This is a genomic window from Streptococcus sanguinis (genome assembly GCF_900635155.1).
GTDB classification, from domain to species: Bacteria; Bacillota; Bacilli; order Lactobacillales; family Streptococcaceae; genus Streptococcus; species Streptococcus sanguinis_G.
Window position 1 is genome coordinate 718,411 of record NZ_LR134002.1, and the last position, 22,254, is coordinate 740,664.

General features: G+C 44.6%; 25 protein-coding genes and 1 tRNA gene. 25 read left to right on the forward strand and 1 reads right to left on the reverse strand.

The genetic code is table 11. The annotated features are described in order from the left end of the window. Nucleotides 1–20 precede the first annotated feature (20 nt). The 5 genes from pyrH to ELZ47_RS03715 all read left to right on the forward strand — a co-directional run bounded on the left by pyrH (nucleotide 21) and on the right by ELZ47_RS03715 (nucleotide 3,641). Entirely contained in the window at nucleotides 21–746 is a 726-nt protein-coding gene (pyrH, locus tag ELZ47_RS03695) for a UMP kinase (RefSeq protein ID WP_002894857.1), read from the forward strand. 19 nt (nucleotides 747–765) lie between these two features. Beyond that, nucleotides 766–1,323: a ribosome recycling factor gene (frr, locus tag ELZ47_RS03700; RefSeq protein ID WP_002894858.1), complete on the forward strand. Its 558-nt coding sequence runs from the start codon at nucleotides 766–768 to the stop codon at nucleotides 1,321–1,323. A gap of 104 nt (nucleotides 1,324–1,427) precedes the next feature. Next, nucleotides 1,428–2,282 (forward strand): RNA-binding virulence regulatory protein CvfB, encoded by an 855-nt coding sequence (cvfB, locus tag ELZ47_RS03705; RefSeq protein WP_125331797.1) that lies wholly within the window; start codon nucleotides 1,428–1,430, stop codon nucleotides 2,280–2,282. Nucleotides 2,283–2,349: 67 nt separating this feature from the next. Next, the gene (locus tag ELZ47_RS03710; RefSeq protein ID WP_002894860.1) at nucleotides 2,350–2,565 is read left to right on the forward strand and encodes a YozE family protein; all 216 of its coding nucleotides are present in this window, start codon (nucleotides 2,350–2,352) and stop codon (nucleotides 2,563–2,565) included. 86 nt (nucleotides 2,566–2,651) lie between these two features. Continuing rightward, nucleotides 2,652–3,641, forward strand: coding sequence for a PhoH family protein (locus ELZ47_RS03715; protein WP_142998689.1), 990 nt, complete (start codon nucleotides 2,652–2,654; stop codon nucleotides 3,639–3,641). Between the two features lie 67 nt (nucleotides 3,642–3,708). On the opposite strand, the gene ald is transcribed toward ELZ47_RS03715, so the two are convergent. Then, a complete protein-coding gene (gene ald / locus ELZ47_RS03720) occupies nucleotides 3,709–4,821 on the reverse strand; it encodes an alanine dehydrogenase (protein ID WP_125331795.1) in 1,113 nt (370 codons plus the stop codon). Nucleotides 4,822–4,951: 130 nt separating this feature from the next. On the opposite strand from ald, the gene ELZ47_RS03725 reads away from it, so the two are divergent. The 20 genes from ELZ47_RS03725 to ELZ47_RS03830 all read left to right on the forward strand — a co-directional run bounded on the left by ELZ47_RS03725 (nucleotide 4,952) and on the right by ELZ47_RS03830 (nucleotide 22,227). Next, nucleotides 4,952–5,521 carry a GNAT family N-acetyltransferase gene (locus ELZ47_RS03725; RefSeq protein WP_125331793.1) on the forward strand — a complete coding sequence of 190 codons (570 nt, stop codon included), beginning with the start codon at nucleotides 4,952–4,954 and terminating at the stop codon, nucleotides 5,519–5,521. Between the two features lie 48 nt (nucleotides 5,522–5,569). Further along, nucleotides 5,570–5,642, forward strand: a tRNA-Thr gene (locus ELZ47_RS03730). A 224-nt stretch (nucleotides 5,643–5,866) separates the two neighbouring features. Then, nucleotides 5,867–6,364 carry an rRNA maturation RNase YbeY gene (gene ybeY, locus ELZ47_RS03735; protein WP_126435295.1) on the forward strand — a complete coding sequence of 166 codons (498 nt, stop codon included), beginning with the start codon at nucleotides 5,867–5,869 and terminating at the stop codon, nucleotides 6,362–6,364. Then, nucleotides 6,345–6,743 (forward strand): diacylglycerol kinase family protein, encoded by a 399-nt coding sequence (locus ELZ47_RS03740; protein ID WP_002894866.1) that lies wholly within the window; start codon nucleotides 6,345–6,347, stop codon nucleotides 6,741–6,743. Before ybeY ends, ELZ47_RS03740 begins: the two co-directional genes overlap by 20 nt. Before the next feature lie 66 nt (nucleotides 6,744–6,809). Then, nucleotides 6,810–7,709: a GTPase Era gene (era, locus tag ELZ47_RS03745; protein ID WP_125331788.1), complete on the forward strand. Its 900-nt coding sequence runs from the start codon at nucleotides 6,810–6,812 to the stop codon at nucleotides 7,707–7,709. A gap of 26 nt (nucleotides 7,710–7,735) precedes the next feature. Then, nucleotides 7,736–8,518 (forward strand): alpha/beta fold hydrolase, encoded by a 783-nt coding sequence (locus ELZ47_RS03750; protein ID WP_125331786.1) that lies wholly within the window; start codon nucleotides 7,736–7,738, stop codon nucleotides 8,516–8,518. Between the two features lies 1 nt (nucleotide 8,519). After that, a complete protein-coding gene (locus tag ELZ47_RS03755; RefSeq protein ID WP_125331784.1) occupies nucleotides 8,520–8,990 on the forward strand; it encodes an NUDIX hydrolase in 471 nt (156 codons plus the stop codon). 152 nt (nucleotides 8,991–9,142) lie between these two features. After that, nucleotides 9,143–9,634 carry a hypothetical protein gene (locus ELZ47_RS03760; protein WP_125331782.1) on the forward strand — a complete coding sequence of 164 codons (492 nt, stop codon included), beginning with the start codon at nucleotides 9,143–9,145 and terminating at the stop codon, nucleotides 9,632–9,634. Then, nucleotides 9,634–9,843 (forward strand): helix-turn-helix domain-containing protein, encoded by a 210-nt coding sequence (locus tag ELZ47_RS03765; protein WP_125331780.1) that lies wholly within the window; start codon nucleotides 9,634–9,636, stop codon nucleotides 9,841–9,843. The genes ELZ47_RS03760 and ELZ47_RS03765 overlap by 1 nt, the downstream gene beginning before the upstream one ends. A 25-nt stretch (nucleotides 9,844–9,868) precedes the next feature. Continuing rightward, entirely contained in the window at nucleotides 9,869–10,693 is an 825-nt protein-coding gene (gene mutM / locus ELZ47_RS03770; RefSeq protein ID WP_126435296.1) for a DNA-formamidopyrimidine glycosylase, read from the forward strand. Between the two features lie 5 nt (nucleotides 10,694–10,698). After that, nucleotides 10,699–11,295, forward strand: a complete 597-nt coding sequence (coaE, locus tag ELZ47_RS03775) for a dephospho-CoA kinase (protein ID WP_126435297.1) — start codon at nucleotides 10,699–10,701, stop codon at nucleotides 11,293–11,295. Between the two features lie 3 nt (nucleotides 11,296–11,298). After that, nucleotides 11,299–12,501 (forward strand): multidrug efflux MFS transporter, encoded by a 1,203-nt coding sequence (locus ELZ47_RS03780; RefSeq protein WP_312022631.1) that lies wholly within the window; start codon nucleotides 11,299–11,301, stop codon nucleotides 12,499–12,501. Next, entirely contained in the window at nucleotides 12,501–12,650 is a 150-nt protein-coding gene (rpmG, locus tag ELZ47_RS03785) for a 50S ribosomal protein L33 (protein ID WP_072074309.1), read from the forward strand. The genes ELZ47_RS03780 and rpmG overlap by 1 nt, the downstream gene beginning before the upstream one ends. A 42-nt stretch (nucleotides 12,651–12,692) precedes the next feature. Continuing rightward, a complete protein-coding gene (secG, locus tag ELZ47_RS03790; protein WP_002894878.1) occupies nucleotides 12,693–12,926 on the forward strand; it encodes a preprotein translocase subunit SecG in 234 nt (77 codons plus the stop codon). A gap of 89 nt (nucleotides 12,927–13,015) precedes the next feature. Further along, complete coding sequence (gene rnr, locus ELZ47_RS03795; RefSeq protein WP_126435299.1) at nucleotides 13,016–15,364, forward strand: ribonuclease R; 2,349 nt, start codon at nucleotides 13,016–13,018, stop codon at nucleotides 15,362–15,364. Continuing rightward, nucleotides 15,327–15,794, forward strand: coding sequence for an SsrA-binding protein SmpB (gene smpB / locus ELZ47_RS03800; protein WP_002894882.1), 468 nt, complete (start codon nucleotides 15,327–15,329; stop codon nucleotides 15,792–15,794). The genes rnr and smpB overlap by 38 nt, the downstream gene beginning before the upstream one ends. A 193-nt stretch (nucleotides 15,795–15,987) precedes the next feature. Next, entirely contained in the window at nucleotides 15,988–16,851 is an 864-nt protein-coding gene (gene tehB, locus ELZ47_RS03805) for an SAM-dependent methyltransferase TehB (protein ID WP_125331774.1), read from the forward strand. Nucleotides 16,852–17,276: 425 nt separating this feature from the next. After that, nucleotides 17,277–19,346, forward strand: a complete 2,070-nt coding sequence (locus ELZ47_RS03815) for a M13-type metalloendopeptidase (RefSeq protein ID WP_126435300.1) — start codon at nucleotides 17,277–17,279, stop codon at nucleotides 19,344–19,346. 402 nt (nucleotides 19,347–19,748) lie between these two features. Next, nucleotides 19,749–21,413: a C69 family dipeptidase gene (locus ELZ47_RS03825; protein ID WP_126435301.1), complete on the forward strand. Its 1,665-nt coding sequence runs from the start codon at nucleotides 19,749–19,751 to the stop codon at nucleotides 21,411–21,413. Then, entirely contained in the window at nucleotides 21,406–22,227 is an 822-nt protein-coding gene (locus tag ELZ47_RS03830) for a PrsW family glutamic-type intramembrane protease (RefSeq protein WP_126435302.1), read from the forward strand. The genes ELZ47_RS03825 and ELZ47_RS03830 overlap by 8 nt, the downstream gene beginning before the upstream one ends. Nucleotides 22,228–22,254 lie beyond the last annotated feature (27 nt).

The following is a 22,254-nucleotide window of genomic DNA, read 5'->3' on the forward strand; positions in this document are numbered from 1 at the left end:
ATAAAATAAGGAGTAAAAAAATGGTAGAACCTAAGTATAAGCGTATTTTGATTAAGTTGTCGGGTGAAGCTCTTGCCGGTGAAAAAGGTGTTGGTATTGATATTCAAACCGTTCAGAAGATGGCGGAAGAAATCAAAGAAGTTCACGATTTGGGTGTTCAGATTGCTCTAGTTATCGGAGGCGGAAACCTTTGGCGGGGTGAGCCGGCAGCAGAAGCGGGCATGGACCGCGTGCAGGCCGACTATACTGGTATGTTGGGCACTGTCATGAATGCGCTGGTAATGGCGGATTCGCTGCAGCAAGTAGGTGTAGATACGCGCGTGCAGACAGCGATTGCTATGCAGCAAGTAGCTGAGCCTTACATCCGTGGTCGAGCCCTTCGCCATTTGGAAAAAGGCCGTATCGTCATTTTCGGTGCAGGTATTGGTTCTCCTTATTTTTCAACCGATACAACCGCTGCCTTACGTTCAGCAGAGATTGAAGCAGATGCCATTCTCATGGCTAAAAATGGCGTGGACGGTGTCTATAATGCCGATCCTAAGAAAGACAAGACCGCTGTTAAGTTTGATGAGCTGACCCACCGGGATGTCATCAGCAAGGGGCTGCGGATTATGGACTCAACGGCTTCGACCTTGTCTATGGACAATGATATTGACTTGGTTGTCTTTAACATGAATGAGCCGGGCAATATCAAACGCGTTGTTATCGGTGAGCAAATCGGAACAACAGTATCAAATAATTTATAAGAACGGAGATTAGAAACTCATGGCAAATGCAATTGTAGAAAAAGCAAAAGAAAGAATGACCCACTCGCACCAAAGTTTGGCTCGTGAATTTGGCAGCATCCGTGCAGGCCGCGCCAATGCCAGCCTTTTGGACCGCATCCATGTGGAGTACTATGGAGTAGAAACTCCGCTCAACCAAATCGCTTCTATTACGATTCCAGAAGCGCGTGTTCTTTTGGTGACACCTTTTGACAAGTCTTCTATCAAGGACATTGAGCGTGCGCTTAATGCTTCTGACCTCGGAATCACGCCAGCTAGCGATGGCTCTGTGATTCGTCTGGTCATTCCAGCTCTGACAGAGGAAACCCGTCGTGACTTAGCTAAAGAAGTGAAAAAGGTTGGTGAAAATGCTAAAGTTGCCATCCGTAACATTCGCCGCGATGCTATGGACGAAGCTAAGAAGCAGGAAAAAGCCAAAGAAATCACTGAAGATGAATTGAAGACCTTGGAAAAGGATATTCAAAAAGTAACGGACGATGCTGTTAAACATATCGATGAGATGACAGCAAACAAAGAAAAAGAACTTTTAGAAGTTTAACATTTTTATCAGAATCAAAACTCAGTTGGCTTTGGCTGACTGAGTTGTTTTAACATCAAAAATCCTTGCCCGGTTTGAAGAAGCAAGGTAGAAAATAGGTCTATATGAATACAAATCTTGCCAGCTTCATCGTGGGTATCATCACGGATGAAAATGATCGCTTTTACTTTGTTCAAAAGGATGGTCAGGTTTACGCTCTTTCTAAGGAAGAGGGGGCGCATGAGCTGGGACAGTCTATCAAAGGCTTTGCCTACAGCGATATGAAGCAGAAACTTCGTCTGACAACTCTTGAAGTCACGGCTACTAAAGAGCAGTTTGGCTGGGGAACAGTAACGGAGGTCCGCAAGGATTTAGGCGTCTTTGTCGATACCGGTCTGCCGGATAAGCAGATCGTCGTGTCACTAGACATCTTGCCAGAAATCAAGGAACTCTGGCCTAAGAAGGGTGACCGCCTTTATATCCGTCTAGATGTGGACAAGAAAGACCGCATCTGGGGCCAGTTGGCCTATCAGGAGGATTTCCAGCGTCTGGCTCGTCCTGCCTATAATAACATGCAGAACCAAAACTGGCCGGCCATCGTTTATCGGCTCAAGCTTTCTGGCACCTTTGTCTACCTGCCGGAGAATAATATGCTGGGCTTCATCCATCCAAGCGAGCGCTATGCTGAGCCTCGTCTGGGACAGGTTTTGGACGCACGGGTGATTGGCTTCCGTGAAGTAGACCGCACCCTTAACCTCTCCCTCAAGCCTCGCTCATTTGAAATGCTGGAAAATGATGCCCAGATGATTCTGACCTATCTGGAAAGCAATGGCGGCTTTATGACTTTGAACGATAAATCTTCACCAGACGACATCAAGGCTACCTTTGGCATTTCCAAAGGCCAGTTTAAAAAAGCTCTGGGTGGGCTGATGAAAGCTGGTAAGATCAAGCAAGATCCGACTGGAACGGAGTTGGTATGAGGCTAAAGAGTTGATATCTAGAGCTAATGCTTGGAAGGATACGATCTTAAAGAAATGAAAGGAAGCTATGAGAAAATCTTTTTACAGCTGGCTGATGACAGAGCGCAATCCTAAGAGCAAGGAGCCAAAGGCTATTTTGGCGGACTTGGCTTTTCAGGATACGGCCTTTCCCAAGCATACGGATGATTTTGATGAGGTCAGTCGTTTTCTGGAGGAGCACGCAAATTTTTCCTTTAACTTGGGTGAGTTTGATGCTATTTGGGAAGAGTATCAGGCTCATTAAGCAGATAATTGCTGGGAATAGTCATTTTCTGCTTGCTTTGATATAATAAAGGTAATTCATTCAAAAAAAATAGAGAGGTTCTTTGTTTGCAGGAACATTCAGTAGAATTAAAACTGGGCCATCCAGATGATGCCTTTCATCTTTTTGGCTCTAATGAACGCCATCTGCGTCTAATGGAGCAGGAATTGAAGGTCACCATTCATGCCCGAACCGAGATTGTGCAGATTTTGGGTACGGAGGCTGCCTGCGAGGAGACTCGACAGGTCATTCAGGCTCTGTTGGTCTTGGTCAATCGTGGCATGACAATTGGCACACCCGATGTTGTGACAGCCATTACCATGGTCAAAAATGATGAAATTGATAAGTTTGTAGCACTCTACGAAGAAGAGATTATCAAGGACAGCTATGGCAAGCCGATTCGCGTCAAGACACTTGGTCAAAAAATCTATGTGGACAGTGTTAAAAATCATGATATTGTCTTTGGTATCGGGCCAGCCGGAACAGGGAAGACCTTTCTAGCGGTGACCTTGGCCGTGACAGCTCTCAAGCGTGGGCAGGTCAAGCGAATTATCTTGACGCGGCCGGCAGTGGAAGCTGGTGAGAGTTTGGGCTTTCTGCCTGGTGACCTTAAGGAAAAGGTTGATCCATATCTGCGTCCGGTCTATGATGCCTTGTATCAGATTTTGGGCAAGGACCAGACGACGCGACTTATGGAGCGAGAAATCATTGAGATTGCGCCCTTAGCCTATATGCGGGGACGGACGCTGGATGATGCCTTTGTGATTCTGGACGAGGCACAGAATACCACCATCATGCAGATGAAGATGTTTCTGACACGTCTGGGCTTTCAGTCCAAGATGATTGTCAATGGAGACATCAGTCAGGTCGATCTGCCTCGCAATGTCAAATCTGGGCTTATTGACGCTCAAGAGAAATTGAAAAACATTTCGCAGATTGACTTTGTCCATTTCTCAGCTAAGGATGTCGTTCGTCATCCAGTGGTAGCGGAGATTATTAGAGCTTACGAACCAGCTCCTGTTAAAGCTAGTGAATCAGATATAGAAGAAACAGAATAACATACGAAAAGAGCAGATTTATTTCTGCTCTTTTTTGTGGGATTGATTTTAAAGTTGAAATTTTCAACTAAACGAGTTCGTCAATAGATGTGTAGTCTTTGTTGAGACCTTCTGCAACTGGTTGACTGGTGATGTGACCTTGGTAGGTTGTGACACCTTGGCGCAGGCCTTGGTCATCTGCAATGGCTTGTTTGAAGCCTTTCCCTGCCAAAGCCTCCACATAAGGAAGGGTGACATTAGTAAGGGCGATAGTAGAGGTACGGGCTACGGCCCCAGGGATATTAGCAACTGCATAGTGGAGGACACCGTGTTTTTCATAGACAGGCTCGGTGTGGGTCGTCACTCGGTCGGCTGTTTCAATGACACCGCCTTGGTCAACGGCTACGTCTACAATAACAGAGCCTGGACGCATTTGCTTAACCATATCGTCTGTTACCAGTTTCGGAGCCTTGGCTCCAGGGATAAGAACAGCACCGATCACGACATCTGCTTCTCGAACGCTGGCTTCGATATTGAAAGGATTAGACATGAGGGTCTGGATTTGATGGCCAAAGACATCTTCTAGGATAGACAAACGCTTAGCGCTGATATCCAGAATAGTCACTTGGGCACCTAGTCCTAGAGCAATGCGAGCAGCATGAGTTCCTACAACACCGCCGCCGATGATGGTAACTTTCCCTTTCGGAACGCCCGGTACACCACCGAGAAGTACGCCAGATCCGCCTTCTCTCTTAGTCAAGAAGTGGGCTCCGATTTGGACAGCCATCCGGCCCGCTACCTCACTCATAGGTACCAAGAGTGGCAGTTGTCCATCTTGATCGCGAACAGTTTCGTAGGCCAGACCAGTTGTCTTAGCACTAGTCATAGCATCTGCTAGCTCAGGAGCGGCAGCCATATGCAGGTAGGTAAAGAGCAAGAGGTCATCACGGAGGAATCCATATTCAGCTGCCAGAGGTTCTTTGACCTTGACCACCAGCTCAGCTGCCCAAGCTTCTGCAGCAGTAGAGACGATTTTTGCACCTTGCTTTTCATAGTCAGCATCGGCAAAGCCAGATCCCAGACCAGCATCTGTCTCAATCAGAACTTCATGGCCTTTACCAACGAGACTATGAACACCAGCTGGTGTTAGAGCGACACGATTTTCATTGTTTTTGATTTCTTTTGGAATACCGATTAACATAAAAAATATGCTCCTTTTTTAAGATGTTTTTATTGTATAGGAAAACGTTTCAAAAATCAAGAAAAAATCAGAGTGGTTTGCTTTCATCAGTGAATTGTGCTATTCTGTTAAGAAAATCTAGGAGGTCCTGATGGAAAATATCTATGTCAAACTGGCTCATCATGCCAGACTGGAAACTCAGCGGCTGATTCTGCGTCCGGTAACCTTGGACGATGCCCCTGCGATGTTTGAGTACGCTTCAGATGAGGAAAATACTCGCTATACTTTTGAGACAAACAAAAGCCTGGAAGAAACACGCAATAATATCGCTCTCTTTTATCTGGCTAATCCTCTGGGGCGCTGGGGAATAGAAATAAAGGATAGTGGCAAGTTTATTGGAACGATTGATCTGCATAAGATTAGGATAGACTTGAAAACGGCGGCTATCGGCTATGTAATCAATAAAAAATACTGGAATCAGGGCTACACGACAGAGGCCAATCGCGCAGTAATCAAGCTGGCTTTTGAGGAAATCGGGATGAACAAACTTGTAGCGCTGCACGATGTAGATAATCCAGCATCTGGCCGTGTTATGGTCAAGTCTGGTATGAAATATTCCCACGAAGAGCCTTACGCATATCTAGACAAGCATGAGAAAGGCCGCATTGTGACACGGGTTCATTACTATCTGACTAGGGAAGATTATTTTGCAAAAAAATGAGAAAGGATATTGACAAGCATCTATCTACATGATATATTAGATAGGTACGCTGATTTAGCTCAGTTGGCAGAGCGCATCCATGGTAAGGATGAGGTCGCCGGTTCGATCCCGGCAATTAGCATCTTGTAGGACAAGGTTGGGTTTTCCCAGCCTTTTCTTTTTGTCAATGATGGCTGATAGTGAAAGGCAAAGTTTTAGGAGGGAGAAAAATAAAAATAGCTGCTTTTGTCTTTGCAGTGAGAGGTTGACAAATCTGCTCTGCTATTTTCCAAAAGCCTGCCCTCGGCTCCCTAAAGTGAGTCAAAATATGATATAATAAGGTAATACTAGCAAAGCGGGTAAGATATGTATATCGAAATGGTAGATGAAACGGGTCAGGTTTCAGAAGAAATCATCAAACAGACCCAAGATGTTTTAGAATTTGCGGCCCAGAAAACGGGCAAGGAAAATAAAGAAATGGCTGTGACTTTTGTCAGCAATGCGCGCAGTCATGAACTCAACTTGGAATATAGAGATACGGATCGGCCGACGGATGTGATTAGCTTGGAGTATAAGCCTGAGCTGGACATCGCTGTTGACGAGGAGGATTTGCTGGACCACCCTGAGCTAGCTGAGATGCTGGAAGATTTTGACGCCTATATCGGCGAGTTGTTCATTTCAGTGGACAAGGCGCGTGAGCAGGCAGAGGAATACGGCCACAGCTTTGAGCGGGAGATGGGCTTTTTGTCAGTGCATGGTTTTCTGCATATCAACGGCTATGATCACTATACGCCGGAAGAAGAAGCAGAAATGTTTGGATTACAGGAAGAAATTTTAACTGCTTATGGACTCACAAGGAAATAACAAACGCAAATGGAAAAATCGAGATGTGGTCTCGAGTCTGGAATTTGCTTTAACCGGTATTTTTACAGCCTTTAAAGAGGAGCGCAATCTGCGCAAGCATGTCCTTTCGGCTTTGGCAGTGATAGTTGCGGGACTGATTTTTGACTTGTCCGCAATAGAATGGCTCTTTCTCTTTTTAAGCATTTTTCTGGTCATTGCCTTTGAGATTGTCAATTCTGCCATTGAAAATGTCGTGGATTTGGCCAGCGATTACCACTTTTCTATGCGGGCAAAGAATGCCAAGGATATGGCGGCGGGAGCTGTTCTGGTCGTATCTGGCTTTGCTGTTGTGACAGGACTGATTATTTTTGTTCCCAAGATTTGGGATTGGATTTTTTAAAGATTTGAAAATCGGGGGAGACTGCCGATTTTCTGCTGTTTTAATGGAAATAATAGAGGTAAAATAATGACTTTTAAATCAGGTTTTGTAGCTATTTTGGGACGCCCCAATGTTGGGAAATCAACCTTTTTAAATCATGTTATGGGGCAAAAGATTGCCATCATGAGCGATAAGGCTCAGACCACACGCAATAAAATTATGGGGATTTACACGACGGATAAGGAGCAGATTGTCTTTATCGATACGCCGGGAATCCATAAGCCTAAGACGGCTCTAGGTGATTTTATGGTGGAAGCAGCTTACAGCACCCTGCGTGAGGTGGATACTGTCCTTTTCATGGTGCCAGCTGATGAGCCGCGTGGCAAGGGCGACGATATGATTATCGAACGCTTGAAAGCGGCTAAGGTGCCAGTTATTTTGGTGGTTAATAAGATTGATAAAGTCCATCCGGATCAGCTTTTAGCGCAAATTGATGATTTCCGTCAGCAGCTGGACTTCAAAGAAATCGTGCCGATTTCAGCCCTGCAGGGTAATAATGTTTCCCGTCTGGTTGACATCCTCAGTGAGAATTTGGAGGAAGGCTTCCAGTATTTCCCAGAAGACCAGATTACTGATCATCCAGAGCGCTTTCTGGTGTCAGAAATGATTCGGGAGAAGGTTTTGATGCTGACACGGGAGGAAATTCCCCACTCAGTCGCGGTGGTTGTTGACAGCATGAAGCGAGATGAGGAGACGGACAAGGTCCATATTCGAGCGACCATCATGGTGGAACGTGATAGTCAAAAAGGCATTATCATCGGCAAAGGCGGATCCATGCTGAAGAAAATCGGATCCATGGCTCGGCGCGATATTGAGCTCATGCTGGGGGACAAGGTCTTCCTAGAAACCTGGGTCAAAGTCAAGAAAAACTGGCGGGACAAGAAGCTGGACTTGGCGGACTTTGGCTATAATAAGAAGGAGTATTGAGGTTTTCTAAACTAGTAAGTGAGGTGATGGAAATGCCATCATTATTCATTGAAGAAAGAGGGCAGCAAAATCCAAAAAGTATTATCTTTTTGCATGCTTCAGGCTCTAGCAGTCAGATTTGGCGACACCATGTTGCTGCGCTTGAGCAAGATTTTCATTGCATCCTTTTAGATTTACCTGGTCACGGAGCGAGTCGTGATATTGAGTGGACAAACTTTGATGATGTCGTGGAAATGATTGTGGCTGTCATTAACAGCAAAGCACATGGCAAGCCGCACTTGGTTGGGCTTTCATTAGGCGGTTCCCTCATTCTTAAGTTGTTGGAAAAACATTCTAGCCTTATAGATAAAGTCGTGGTGGATGGGGCGAGCCCTCAGCCAATTAAGGGCTATCGCAAGATCATTGCCATTGTATATCTGATGTCTTTCTTGAAAAATACTAAATTTGTAGCCAATCTCCTGACAAAAATGATGCAAGAGGACGGAGCACCTGTCCAAGACGTTCAGCGCTTTGTTGCAGATTTCCAAAGAGCTGAACGGCGCTCATTTCGCCGTGCGATGTCACAGGCAAATCTGTTGAGACTTGACTTGCAGTTTGATAATCCTGCTTTCTTTGTCTCAGGTGGGAAAGAAGCCGAAACCATTCATGACTGGCACCGTATGTTGGCGCAAAAAAATGCTAGGTCTGAATGCGCCTATTATCCTGACAAAGGGCATGTTTGGCTTTTTAGTGATGTGGATACGCATATTCAGCTACTGCGCTATTTCTTTCAAAATGCTGCCTTCCCAGAGAAATTGAAAGGATTTTGATATGGACTATATTTCCTATATTCGCTCCAAGGTGGGGCATGATAAGGTTATTCTGAATTTTGCGGGTGGAATTCTGGCAGACGAGGAAGGTCGTGTGCTTCTGAAGTTGCGAGGTGATAAGAAAACATGGGCGATTCCTGGAGGAGCTATGGAACTCGGGGAGTCTTCTCTTCAAGCAGCCGTGCGCGAATTTTACGAAGAGACAGGCATTGCTGTTGAATCCAAGCGCTTGCTGAATGTTTATACTAATTTTGATGAATCTTATCCTAATGGTGATAAAGTGCAGACGGTTGTCTTTCTGTATGAATTGCAGGCGCTGGAGAATTTTGATATTTCCAATTTTCACAACGAGGAAACACTGCGTTTAGGCTTTTTTTCTAAAGAAGAAATAGCAGAGCTGGAAAATGTATCGGATAAACACCGCCTGATGCTGGATGAGTATTTTTCAGACAGCTTTGATATGTGGGTTTGATAGCTTACTATGAAGAGGTCATTTATTTAGAACAATATCATACTGCATAGTTTGATTGAATTATCGTTTTACAATATTTCTTGACCTAGTTAAATTATTGTTTTATAATAATTGTAAGGGTAAATTATCGTAAAACAATAAGGAGGTAAGCTATGAAGATGCGAATTTTGAAACAAGTAATAACCATAATTACTTGTTTGGTACAAATATTTTGTGCTTTCTGGTTTTTAGCTAGAGGTTTTGTAGCCATTGTCTTGATGATTTATAACTGGCAATCAACTGCTACCCCACTTGCAGAGTTATTAAGGTTATCTTATGAAATGATCTGGCTGGGTTTGCTTCCGATTTTGCTCTTTGGTCTGATTCGTTCTTTTCTACACTGCATGCTAGTTCACCAGTTTTTTACGAACGAAAGTTATAGTATTAGTAAATATCTGTTGATTTTGGTTACTTGTTTACCTATTGGTAGTATTATATGGGATATTTTTATCGGTCAAAAATCTATACAGTCGTGGATAGAGTTTGTAGATAATATATTTCTGCCCTATATTGATAGTCTGGCTTTGGTAGTTGTCTTAGGGGTCTTGCATCTTGTCATAAAAAACGGGAAGACGATTCAAGAAGATGTAGATGGTTTTGTGTGATGGGAAAAATCAAAGTTAATTTAGATAAAGTATTGGAAAAAAAGGGCTTGACCTCTAAAGAATTGGCGGAAATTATTGGCATTACACAAGCAAATTTGTCTATTCTAAAAACAGGTAAGGCTAAAGGTATTCGCTTTGCAACCTTGCTGGCTATCTGTGAAACGCTGGATTGTCAGCCTGCTGATATTTTAGAGTATATTTCTGACTAATAAATAGAATATAGAAAGGAGCTTTATGCCTGAATTACCTGAAGTGGAAACGGTTCGGCGCGGTTTGGAGCGTCTGGTTGTTGGCAAGATGATTGATCAAGTGCAGGTCCGCTATGCCAAGATGATCGGTACGGGAGTGGATAGCTTTGTCCATGATTTGCCAGGTCAGACCATTGAAAGGATTGGCCGTCGGGGCAAGTATTTGCTCTTTTACCTGACAGGCGGAGTGCTGGTTTCCCATCTGCGAATGGAAGGCAAGTATCTTTTTTATTCTGATGCGGTGCCTGAGAGAAAACATGCCCATGTCTTTTTCGAGATGACAGATGGTGGGACGCTTGTTTATGAGGATGTCCGCAAGTTTGGGACCATGGAACTGTTGAGAAAGGATCAGCTGGAGGCTTATTTTGCTTCCAGAAAGCTTGGTCCTGAGCCGACAGAGGCGAACTTTCTTTTGTCGCCTTTTGCAGCAGCTTTGAGTCGTTCCAAGAAGCCCATCAAACCCTATTTGCTAGAGCAGACCTTGGTCGTTGGGCTAGGAAATATCTATGTAGATGAGGCCCTTTGGCTGGCGAGGATTCATCCGGCAAGGCCAGCATCTAGTCTAAAGCCTGCTGAAGTCAAGCGGCTGCGTGAGCAGATTATAGAAGTTTTGCAGCTTGGGATTGAAAAGAGAGGATCGACCATTCGGACCTACCGCAATGCTTTGGGTGAAGACGGCACGATGCAGGATTTTCTGCAGGTCTATGGAAAGACTGGTCAACCCTGCGCTAGATGCGGCAGCTCGATTGAGAAAATTAAGCTGGGCGGACGCGGTACCCATCTCTGTCCTCATTGCCAGAAAGCGAGGTAGCTGCCATGGCAAGAATTATCGGTATCACTGGTGGCATTGCCTCGGGTAAGTCAACAGTGACAGAGTTTTTGAGGCAGCAGGGCTACAAAGTCATTGATGCGGATCAAGTAGTGCATGAGCTGCAGGAGCCAGGGGAACGGCTTTATCAAGCTCTTTTATCCGCTTTTGGTCCAGCTATCTTACAGGAAGATGGGCGCTTGGACCGGCCCAAGCTGGGAGCTATGATTTTTGGGAATCCCGAACTCTTAGCCCAGTCCAGTCAAATACAAAACCAGATAATCCACGAGGAACTGGCTGGCAGGCGAGATTTGCTGGAAGAGATGGAAGATATCTTTTTTATGGACCTTCCCTTGCTGTTTGAGTTACAATATGAAGACTGGTTTGACCAAATCTGGCTGGTGGACGTGACAGAGGAAACTCAGCTCAGCCGCCTTATGACTCGAAACGGTCTCAGTCAGGAAGAGGCGGAAAAACGCATAGCAGCTCAGCTATCTCTTCGAGAAAAACGAAAGAGGGCGGACGTGTTGATTGATAATAATGGTCCGCGTGAAGCTACCCGACAGCAGATTCGCGATGCTTTGCAGAAATTAGAAAGAAGATGATTTATCACGACACAAGTAAATTGGAAACATAACCTGAAAGTCGCTTGGTTTGGGAACTTCCTGACTGGTGCCAGCATTTCTTTGGTGACGCCTTTTATGCCACTTTTCGTGGAGCAGCTAGGTGCCAGAGGTCATGAGGTGGAGTATTACGCTGGGCTAGGGATTTCTCTCTCTGCAATCTCAGCGGCACTGCTCTCTCCTGTATGGGGAAGTCTAGCGGACCGATATGGTCGCAAGCCTATGATGATACGTGCAGCTACTGCTATGGTTTTCACGATGGGCGGCATTGCTTTTGTGCCCAACATTTTCTGGCTCTTGCTCCTACGCTTTCTAAACGGTGTTTTCGCTGGTTATGTTCCCAACAGTACAGCTCTGATTGCCAGTCAGGCTCCCAAGGAAAAAACTGGTTATGCTCTGGGAACTCTCTCGACCGGTGTCGTTGCAGGTAATCTTATGGGGCCCTTTATTGGAGGTCTGATTGCGGAGATGTTCGGTATTCGCAATGTTTTTCTTCTTATTGGCGGCTTCTTTCTAGTGGCAGCCTTGATGACCTTTTACTTGATTCGGGAGGATTTTGTGCCAGTGACCCGAAAAGAAGAGGTAGGCTTTAAGGAATTGCTGCGTCAACTCAGGTATCCTAAGATGCTGATGAATCTCTTTCTGACCAGCTTTGTCATCCAGTTTGCAGCTCAATCTATCAGTCCCATCCTTTCCCTCTATGTCAGAGAGCTAGGGCAAAAGGACAATCTGATCTTTGTTTCGGGTCTCATCGTTTCTAGCATGGGACTTTCCAGCATGATGAGCTCCAGCATTCTGGGGCGTTTGGGAGACCGTATCGGCAATCACCGGCTTCTAGTGCTGGCTCAGTTCTATTCAATCCTGATTTATCTGCTCTGTGCCAATGCTGGCTCCCCTATGCAGCTGGGCTTTTATCGCTTTTTATTTGGCCTAGGAACAGGTGCGCTGATACCAGGAGTCAATGCCCTGCTAAGCAAGATAACACCCAAGTTTGGAATCTCTAGGATTTTCAGCTATAATCAGATTTTCTTTTATCTGGGTGGAGTGGTCGGCCCTATGTCTGGATCGTTCATTGCGGCAGCCTATGGCTATCATTCAGTCTTTTATGCAACAGCAGGGCTGGTCGCCGTCAGTATGTTGGCTAATCTCTTTAGTTTTCGAAATTTATTTAAAAAGAAGGATATCTAGTGCGCGTTAAAATAAATTTAAAATGTTCCAGCTGCGGCAGTCAGAATTATCTGACCAGCAAAAATACTAAAACGCATCCGGAAAAAATTGAGGTCTTAAAGTATTGTCCTAAGGAAAGAAAAGTTACTTTACATCTTGAATCCAAGTAGATTTTATGATAAAATAGATAGGATTTTAAGGAGTTTTTATTTATGTACAACCTATTATTAACCATTTTAGTCATTTTATCAGCTATTATTGTCATTGCAATTTTCATGCAGCCAACTAAAAATCAGTCCAGCAACGTGTTTGATGCCAGTGCTAACGACTTGTTTGAACGTCCTAAGGCACGAGGTTTTGAAGCTGTGATGCAGCGTATGACGGGAATCATGATTTTCTTCTGGCTACTGATTGCATTGGTATTAGCAGTATTATCTAGTAAATAAAATGGGCTCTGACTTCGTCTTGGCCTATTTTTTAAGTTTTAAAGAGATTTAGCAAGGATGAAGAAAACGCTCATTAAGAGAAGAGGAATATGAAATCAGAAATCATTGAATATTTAAAAGACAGGCAGCAGGCTAGCGTAGATGAGCTGGCGGCTGCTTTGGGGAAAGAGTCTTCCAAGGATTTTAGTAGCTTGGTTAAGACCATCTCCCAGATGGAAAGAAAGCATCAGATTCGCTTTGATAACGAGGGGCGGATTGAGCTTTATGAGAAGAAAAAGCAGGAGCGTCTGACGCTCAAGGGTATTTTTCATGCTCACAAGAATGGCTTTGGCTTTGTCACCCTGAATGAGGAAGAGGATGACCTCTTTGTCGGCCGCAATGATGTCAATCATGCTATTGATGGCGATACGGTGGAAGTAGTCATCACCAAGGTGGCAGACCGGATCAAGGGAACATCAGCTGAGGCAAAGATTATCGATATTTTGGAGCACAGCCTGACGTCAGCGGTTGGCCAGCTGGTTCTGGATGAGGAAAAGCCCAAGTATGCCGGCTATATCAGCTCGAAAAATCAGAAAATCCGTCAGCCTATTTATGTCAAAAAACCAGCCATGGTTTTAGATGGCACAGAGGTACTCAAGGTTGCTATTGACAAATATCCGACCAAGAAACACGATTTCTTCGTGGCGAGCCTGGTCGATGTAGTCGGTCATGTCAACGACCCAGGCATTGATGTACTGGAAGTGCTGGAGTCGATGGACATTGTCTCCGAATTTCCAGAAAAGGTCTTGGAAGAAGCCGAGCGAGTTCCAGATGCACCAACTGAGAGTGATTTGGCAGGGCGTTTGGATCTGCGCGATGAGATTACCTTTACCATCGATGGGGCAGATGCCAAGGACTTGGACGATGCGGTTCATATCAAGTGCTTGAAAAATGGCAATTTTGAGCTAGGTGTCCATATCGCAGATGTGTCCTACTATGTCAAGGAAGGTTCTGAGCTGGACAAGGAAGCCCTCAATCGGGCAACCTCTGTCTATGTGACCGACCGCGTCGTGCCTATGCTGCCGGAGCGCCTGTCAAACGGAATCTGCTCCCTTAATCCCAATGTGGACCGGCTGACCCAGTCGGCAATCATGGAGATTGATGCCAAGGGGCGCGTGGTTAAGCATACCATTACGCAGACAGTCATCAAGACGACCTTTCGTATGACCTACAGTGATGTCAACAACATCATCGCTGGGGACCAGGAAAAGGCTGAGCAGTTCAAGGTTATTGTGCCTAGTATTGACAGCATGATCCAGCTGCATGAGATTCTGGAAAGCATGCGATTTAAACGCGGTGCGCTTAACTTTGACACCAATGAAGCCAAAATCATGGTCAACAAAGAAGGTCGGCCGGTGGATATTGTCCTGCGTCAACGGGGAATTGCTGAGCGCATGATTGAGTCCTTTATGTTGGTGGCGAATGAGACGGTGGCTGAGCATTTTGCTAAGCTAAATCTGCCCTTTATCTATCGGATCCACGAGGAGCCTAAGGCGGAGAAGGTACAGAAGTTCATCGACTACGCCTCTAGCTTTGGGATTCGGATTTACGGGACGGCTAACTCTATGAGTCAGCAGGCTCTGCAGGATATTATGAAGGCGGTCAAAGACCAGCCTTATGAAGATGTCCTGTCTATGATGCTTCTGCGCTCCATGCAGCAGGCTCGCTACTCTGAGCACAATCACGGCCACTATGGTCTGGCAGCGGAGTTTTATACGCATTTCACCAGTCCGATTCGCCGCTATCCGGACCTTCTGGTTCATAGGATGGTGAGGGATTATGGCAAGTCTAAAGAAATAGCAGCGCATTTTGAGCAAGTGATTCCAGAGATTGCCAGTCAGTCTTCCAGTCGAGAGCGTAGGGCTATCGAAGCCGAGCGTGAAGTCGAAGCCATGAAGAAGGCTGAGTACATGGAAGAATTTGTTTGGGAAGAGTTTGACGGCGTAGTTTCAAGCGTGGTCAAGTTTGGACTTTTCGTTGAACTGCCCAATACGGTCGAAGGCTTGATTCATGTTACAAACCTGCCAGAGTTTTACAGCTACAATGAGCGGACGATGACCCTGCAAGGAGAAAAGTCTGGCGTGGTCTTCAAGGTCGGCCAGCAGATTCGCATCAAGCTGGTTCGAGCGGATAAGGCTACAGGCGAGATTGACTTTGAATACCTGCCTAGTGAATTTGACCTGGTAGAAAAGACTAGCAAGAGTAGCAGAGGCAGGTCAGGCAGAAAGAGACGCCGTGAGGATGACAAGCGCAGCCATTCTTCCAAAGAAAAAGGCTACAGAGATAAGAAAGATAAGAAGTCCAAGAAAGGCAAGAGTCAGAAGGCATTTTACAAGGAACTAGTCAAGAAAGGAGCCAAGCATGGCAAAGGGAGAAGGAAAGGTCGTCGCGCAAAATAAAAAGGCCAGACACGACTACACCATTGTGGATACCATCGAAGCTGGCATGGTGCTGACAGGGACGGAGATTAAAAGCGTCCGGGCTGCCCGCATCAATCTCAAAGACGGCTTTGCCCAGATCAAGAACGGTGAGGCCTGGCTCAGCAATGTCCATATCGCGCCTTATGAAGAGGGCAATATCTGGAACCAAGAGCCTGAACGTCGCAGAAAGCTGTTGCTGCATAAGAAGCAGATCCAAAAGCTGGAGCAGGAGACCAAGGGAACTGGTATGACGCTGGTGCCGCTCAAGGTCTATCTCAAGGACGGCTATGCTAAGCTGCTCCTGGGTCTAGCCAAAGGGAAGCACGATTACGACAAGCGCGAGTCCATCAAACGCCGCGAGCAAAACCGCGACATCGCAAGACAGATGAAGAACTTTAATACAAGATAAAAGACTGGGCGACCGGTCTTTTTTAGGTTTATATTAGTGATTCTCATCTACAGTAGCCATCTTAAATTGTTCGTTGTTGAAATTGCCAAACAAAAAAGTTCTGGCCACTTTGCCACTTGTCAAGTCTGTGCTTTTCGAGTATGATAAAGACAGTTAGATTATTCGTAGTTTGCTTTCAGAGAAAGGATTTTTTATGACAGAAGAATTGTTAGCTTATAAACGTATGCCGCTGTGGACGGCTGAGACCATGCCAGAAGCGGTAAAGAGAAAGCACAATACCAAAGAGGGAACTTGGGGCAAAATCACTGTTCTCAAGGGACGCCTTAAGTTTGTTGAGATGTCAGAGGAAGGTGAGGAGCTGGCTGAGCACATCTTTGAGGCTGGTCAGGACAATCCTTTTGCCCAGCCCCAAGCTTGGCATCGGGTCGAAGCTCTGACAGATGATTTGGAGTGGTATTTGGAGTTTTACTGTCGGCCTGAGGATTATTTCCCTAAAAAATACGGTAGCAATCCCGTTCACTCAGAGGTTTTGGAAGCTATGCAAACAGTCCGACCAGGGCGGGCGTTAGATCTAGGCTGTGGTCAAGGTCGCAATGCTCTCTTTCTGGCCAAGCAGGGTTTTGAAGTGACGGCTGTAGATCAGAATGAGCTGGCACTGGAGATCTTACGGAGCATTGTGGAGCAGGAGGATTTAGATCTGCCAGTGGGTAGCTACGACATCAACTTAGCTAGTTTGACTCAGACTTATGATTTGATCGTTTCCACTGTTGTACTTATGTTCCTGCAGGCGGAGCGGATTCCGGATATTATCCGCAATATGCAGGAGCAGACAGCGCTTGGTGGCTATAATCTCATCGTCTGTGCTATGGATACAAAAGACTTTCCTTGCACTGTGCCTTTTCCTTTTACTTTTAAGGAAGGTGAGCTTGCCGACTATTATAAAAGCTGGGAGCTGGTTAAGTACAATGAAAATCCTGGGCACCTCCATCGCTGTGATGAAAATGGCAATCGAATTCAGCTGCGCTTTGCGACGATGCTGGCTAAAAAGGTTCAGTAGAAGATGCTAGGGCAGAAGTTAATTTTTGAAAATTTAACTTGGCTCACTTATTTTGAGGTTCTGGTTTAAAAGGTCTGGGAGACAATTTAAATTGTCTCAGCCTCAATATTTTTTGAACATAATAAAGCTAGACTGAGGCATTTTTGTCCCAGTCTTTTTTATTTTAGTAAAAAACTTTAGAAATATTTTAGAATTTCTTGAGAAATATCTGAAGTTTGAAGGCTATACTAGAAAGTGCAAGGGGGAGAGAAAAGAGCTGGAAGCAACAGGACAGCTGGTAGAAAACTTTAGTTCTTCTTTAAGTGTGAGTCTAGACCAGAACACTTTTAAAAGCAGACTGAAAGACCTTATTTTCTCCTCTTGCGGCAAATTTTTCCAGATCTTCAGTTTTCTGTTGACGAGGAAAAAAGAATATGTTAAAGTAAATGAGTAAAATAAAAAAGTCAATTATATTTTACTTAATATACAAGGAGGAACTCATGAAGAAAAGAACGAAAATCATTCTAACTTCTACGTTGACTGTGACCGGCCTAATCTTGGCTGCCGGTGGCTACTTGGCTTATAAGACCTTTGTCCCTCAGGAGACACCGGTCGATAAGAATGCCACAGTGAGAACCAATTACTATCAAGCCATCAATAAAAAATGGCTGGAAAAGGCAGAAATCCCTAGCGATCAGCCATCTAATGGTGTGTTTTATGAGCTGAACGAGCAGGTCAAGGATAAGATGAAGGCGGATGTCAAAAATCTAGTCTCTGGTAAAGAAGAGTCAACGATTGAAGGCATGCCCGAGTTTATCAAATACTACCAGCAGGCTACTGACTTCAAGCAGCGGGAAAAGGATGGCCTAGCCCCTCTCAAGTCCTATCTCAAGGAAATTGAAGATTTGTCCGACCTGAAGGACCTGGCTAGCAAGGCTGTTGACTGGGAAAAGCGTGGTCTAGCACTGCCGTTTACCCTTGAAATTAGTTCTAACCTGGAAAATACCAATCAGAAACAAGTGAATTTGTCCAGTCCAAGTCTTATGCTGCCGGATAAGAGCTACTATGAAGATGAAGGTGCTAAGAAAAGGATGATGGATCCGCTGGAAAAAGCATTCAAAGAAGCCTTTCAAAAGCTAGGCTACAGTGAAAAAGACAGCGAAAAGATCGTCAAAGAAGCCTTAGAATTTGATGGAGAATTGGCCAAGTATGCCCAAAGCAATGAAGAAGCTTCGGAAATTAAAAATCTTCACCATCTTAAGACGGCAGAAGACATCAATGCCTACTCTGATACCTTTAAGTTTCACGATATTATCAATGACTATCTAGGCCAGGAAGCTGGTGATGTCAACGTTCCTAATCCTAAATATTATGAAAATTTTGCCAAGGTAGTTAATGACAAGAACTTTGGCAAGATCAAATCTTGGATGCTTGTGAAGCAGGCAGCATCAGCATCTAGTTTTCTAACCGATGACTATCGGCTGATTTTTGCAGAGTACCAAAAATCCTTGCAAGGTACTAAGGAAGCAACTTCAAAAGAAGATGCAGCATACGATCTGACAACAGGAACTTTTTCAGATGTCTTCAGTCTTTACTATGGACGCAAATATTTCGGTGAGGAAGCCAAGCAAGAAGTGACCCAAATGGTCAAGGATATCAAGGAAGTCTATCGGGAACGTATGCTGAAAAACGAATGGCTGTCAGAAGAAACCAAGCAGAAAGCAGTCAAGAAGCTGGATACCATGAAACTCTATATCGGCTATCCTGAAAAAGTTCGCGAAGTGACTAAGGCCTTGAAAGTGGACGACAAGAAATCCTTCTTTGAAAATGCAATTGCTTTGAGTCAGGCAAAAAATCAATATGATGTTGAGCACTTCTCTGAGCCAGTAGACAAGACCGAGTGGGTGATGCCTTCCTATGATATCAACGCTTACTACTCACAGGAAAATAACAGTATCAACTTCCCAGCCGCAATCCTGCAGAATCCATTCTTTGATGTTAAGCAAGAGATGGAAAAGAACTACGGCGGTATCGGTATGGTTATTGGTCATGAGATTACTCACGCCTTCGACTCAAACGGTGCAAACTTTGATGAAGAGGGGAATTTGAACAATTGGTGGACAGAAGCAGATAAGAAAGCTTTTGACAAGAAAATTGAAGCTGTTACCAAGCAGTGGGATGGTATTGAAATCTACGGCGGCAAGGTCAATGGCAAGCTTACGGTAACAGAAAATGTAGCCGATGCGGGTGGACTTTCAGCTACTCTAGAAGTCGTTAAAAAGAAATATCCAGATGCAGACTTGAAGAATTACTTTGAAAACTATGCCAATATCTGGAGAAGCAAGGCCAGTCTGCAATTTAACCAACTTCTCTTGAAGGTGGATGTCCATGCTCCGGCCGAGCTACAGGTCAACCAGCAGCTCAAAAATGTAGAGGACTTTTATGAAACATATCCAGAAATCAAGGAAGGCGATGCCATGTATCTGGCTCCAGATAAGCGGGTCAGCGTATGGTAAGATTGCTTGTCTAGAGAAGATGGTAAAATAATCTAAGCTATGAAGCACAACCAGTTTGGTAATAGGAGAGAAGTTCATTCTTTTTCTCCTATCCATTCTTTCCTGCGACACTTGCGCGGCTGCGGGTTGTGCCTCCGCAGCCACGTGTCTTTAAAGTCAGATTTTATCTGGCTTTTTTCTTTTACAAAAAAATTTTTATGCAGCTTGATATACATCTATGGAAATTTATACAAGAGGTTTGGAGGGGCTACTAGGTATAGAGCTAGAGTAATTTTTTCCTAGGGGAATTTATTCATTTTAGGCGGTAGAAGAGATTTTGGAAACGCTTGCAACCATGGTAAGAGAATAGTATACTAAATATGCGATAAATATTTTATCAATTAATATACAAAGGAGAAACTGATGAAAAAGAAATTTTTCAGTTGGGCTATTCCAGCCTTGATGCTTCTTACACTCTTCCCTTTTCAGGCTGTCTCAGCCTGTACCGGATTTATTATCGGGAAGGATTTGACGACGGATGGTTCGACTCTCTATGGTCGAACAGAGGACCTGGAGCCCAATCACAACAAGAATTTTGTGGTGCGGGAGCGCAAGTATAACAAGGCTGGTGATCAATTCGTAGATGAAACCAATGGCTTTAGCTTTGATTTGCCAGCTGTTAGCTACAAGTATACGGCCGTACCGGATGTGACACCAGAGCAGGGAGTTTTCGATGAGGCCGGTTTTAATGAGGAAGGCGTTTCTATCTCTGCGACAGTCTCAGCCAGTGCTAATGATGATATTCAAAAAGTAGATCCTTATGTTAAGGATGGTATCGCTGAATCTGCTTTAACTTCTGTAGTCCTGCCTCATGTGAAAACAGCCAAAGAGGGAGTGGAGCTCTTAGCCAAAATTGTCAGAGAAAAAGGTGCAGCAGAAGGCAATATCGTGACGATTGCTGACAAGACGGGTGTATGGTATATGGAAATCCTTTCTGGCCACCAATACGCTGCCATCAAGTTTCCGGATGACAAATACGCTGTTTTTCCCAATACATTTTTCCTAGGCAGTTTAGATCAAAATGGTAGTGAAAATACGATTCTTTCAGCTGATCTTGAGAAAACAGCGCGTGATGCGGGGACTTATAAGGAAATAAATGGGAGCTTTCATGTAGCTCAGTCCTATAATCCGCCGCTGGCTGAAGCTGACCGCTCTCGGGTTTGGTCTGGTATCAAGGCGCTGGATCCCAATGCAGATGTGCAATATGACGATGAATACTTTGAACTCATGCACTCAACCAGCGACAAGCTTAGTCTGCGTGATGCCATGAACTTGCAGCGCAATCGCTTGGAAGGAACAGACTTCAAACCGCAAGATCAGATGGAGTTGGATGGGAAAGGGATTCCAGATAAAACCAAAGCAGACCCAGTTTATAAATATCCTATCTCCAATCCAAATGTCATGGAGGCTCACATCTTCCAGCTCAAGGATCATTTACCTGCCTCTACTGGAGGAGGAATTCTTTGGCTAGCCATGGGAAGTCCGCGCAATGCGCCCTACCTCCCTTACTATGGCAATATCAGCAATACCTCTCAGCCTTATCAAGAAATGAGTACAGCTTATAATGAGAATTCCTGGTATTGGACTGTTAGCCGCATCAATGATTTGGTTGCAAAATATCCAGAACTATTTGAAGATGGCTCTATTCGCAGTGAAATTGAGCGTATGGAAAGCCAATGGATGGAGGAACAGCCTGCTCATGACAGCGAGCAGATTAGTCTGTCTGAACAGCCAGAACAAGCTAGTCTGAAAGCAACAAAGGATTCTATGGAGCGAGCGGATTTAGTCTTTAAGCGCCTCAAGGAAATCCAGAAGATTGCTGAAGATAAGGTCGTGGCTGAATATGGTACAAGTGCTTTAGAAGAGATTGAGGAGTCAGAGGACTCTGACACAGAGGAGACAATTCGTCTGGAAGATTTTGACTACGATATTGCTATTGCAGGAGGTATCTTTGTCTTGACTGTGATTGGAATAGCCATTTATCTTGTCAAAGGAAAAAATAGAAAAGGAGCAGACAGTCATGAATAAAACAAGAAGAATTGCTCTCTATATCTACTTAGTCCTAGCTGGTATTGGCTTGCAGTTTGAGCTTGGGGGCATGGCGGAGAAGGATGTCACCTTAGAAGCTGGCCGCGACTTGGTTCTGAACTTTGCTGTTTTAGCTGCCTTTTTCCTGCCTTTCTATTTCTTGATTAAAAAACTCGCCAAAAAGTTATCGGTTGAGACGATTGTTCTAGGAACAGCCCTCTTTGGAGGTGCCTTTATCTCTGGCTGGCTAAGTTTTGCAGGCAATAGCTTGATTGATATTATTAACTCTAACTTTATCAAGGATCCTGCTGTTTTCAATGCTTGGACCAATGCACTGACAGCTCCTTTTGCAGAGGAATTTTTCAAGTCTCTGACAGCTTTTGCAGCTCTCTACATTTTGGGGCGCAAGGATATTCAGTCAGTCTTCATTGCTGGGCTAAGTTCGGGCTTTGGCTTTCAAGTCATAGAAGATATTGCCTATGTATCCAGAGTGACTTTCGGGGGAGAATATAGTGGATCCTTAGAAGCAGTTGGAAGAATTGCTGGCGGATTGGCTTCACATACTCTCTATACAGCAGTGGTAACCGTTGGAGTTTATCTTCTCTTCTCCACGGCTTACAAGAAATACCGCCTCTTTGGTCTCTGGTGCGTCGTATCAACAGTTGCTAATCACTTTATTTGGAACTCTCCTTTCTTCGAAACAGAGCATCGGATTAACATTGTTGTCGGATTCTTATTTGCCTTTCTCGTTGCTACTTTTATAGAAGTTTACCGACTGGTTTTGAAGGAGAAAAAGACAGATTTAGAAATTTAAATAATTTTCAGGGAATATATAAAACAA

Excerpts from the sequence above, each read along its gene's own strand:
- tehB (WP_125331774.1), top strand. The coding sequence starts at position 15,988 with ATGACAGAAGAATTGTTAGCTTATAAACGTATGCCGCTGTGGACGGCT.
- pyrH (WP_002894857.1), top strand. The coding sequence starts at position 21 with ATGGTAGAACCTAAGTATAAGCGTATTTTGATTAAGTTGTCGGGTGAA.
- ybeY (WP_126435295.1), top strand. The coding sequence starts at position 5,867 with ATGTATATCGAAATGGTAGATGAAACGGGTCAGGTTTCAGAAGAAATC.
- smpB (WP_002894882.1), top strand. The coding sequence starts at position 15,327 with ATGGCAAAGGGAGAAGGAAAGGTCGTCGCGCAAAATAAAAAGGCCAGA.
- mutM (WP_126435296.1), top strand. The coding sequence starts at position 9,869 with ATGCCTGAATTACCTGAAGTGGAAACGGTTCGGCGCGGTTTGGAGCGT.
- ELZ47_RS03725 (WP_125331793.1), top strand. The coding sequence starts at position 4,952 with ATGGAAAATATCTATGTCAAACTGGCTCATCATGCCAGACTGGAAACT.
- ELZ47_RS03830 (WP_126435302.1), top strand. The coding sequence starts at position 21,406 with ATGAATAAAACAAGAAGAATTGCTCTCTATATCTACTTAGTCCTAGCT.
- ELZ47_RS03825 (WP_126435301.1), top strand. The coding sequence starts at position 19,749 with ATGAAAAAGAAATTTTTCAGTTGGGCTATTCCAGCCTTGATGCTTCTT.
- secG (WP_002894878.1), top strand. The coding sequence starts at position 12,693 with ATGTACAACCTATTATTAACCATTTTAGTCATTTTATCAGCTATTATT.
- ELZ47_RS03710 (WP_002894860.1), top strand. The coding sequence starts at position 2,350 with ATGAGAAAATCTTTTTACAGCTGGCTGATGACAGAGCGCAATCCTAAG.
- cvfB (WP_125331797.1), top strand. The coding sequence starts at position 1,428 with ATGAATACAAATCTTGCCAGCTTCATCGTGGGTATCATCACGGATGAA.
- ELZ47_RS03815 (WP_126435300.1), top strand. The coding sequence starts at position 17,277 with ATGAGTAAAATAAAAAAGTCAATTATATTTTACTTAATATACAAGGAG.
- ELZ47_RS03740 (WP_002894866.1), top strand. The coding sequence starts at position 6,345 with ATGGACTCACAAGGAAATAACAAACGCAAATGGAAAAATCGAGATGTG.
- ald (WP_125331795.1), bottom strand. The coding sequence starts at position 4,821 with ATGTTAATCGGTATTCCAAAAGAAATCAAAAACAATGAAAATCGTGTC.
- ELZ47_RS03755 (WP_125331784.1), top strand. The coding sequence starts at position 8,520 with ATGGACTATATTTCCTATATTCGCTCCAAGGTGGGGCATGATAAGGTT.
- coaE (WP_126435297.1), top strand. The coding sequence starts at position 10,699 with ATGGCAAGAATTATCGGTATCACTGGTGGCATTGCCTCGGGTAAGTCA.
- frr (WP_002894858.1), top strand. The coding sequence starts at position 766 with ATGGCAAATGCAATTGTAGAAAAAGCAAAAGAAAGAATGACCCACTCG.
- ELZ47_RS03765 (WP_125331780.1), top strand. The coding sequence starts at position 9,634 with ATGGGAAAAATCAAAGTTAATTTAGATAAAGTATTGGAAAAAAAGGGC.
- ELZ47_RS03750 (WP_125331786.1), top strand. The coding sequence starts at position 7,736 with ATGGAAATGCCATCATTATTCATTGAAGAAAGAGGGCAGCAAAATCCA.
- rnr (WP_126435299.1), top strand. The coding sequence starts at position 13,016 with ATGAAATCAGAAATCATTGAATATTTAAAAGACAGGCAGCAGGCTAGC.
- ELZ47_RS03760 (WP_125331782.1), top strand. The coding sequence starts at position 9,143 with ATGAAGATGCGAATTTTGAAACAAGTAATAACCATAATTACTTGTTTG.
- era (WP_125331788.1), top strand. The coding sequence starts at position 6,810 with ATGACTTTTAAATCAGGTTTTGTAGCTATTTTGGGACGCCCCAATGTT.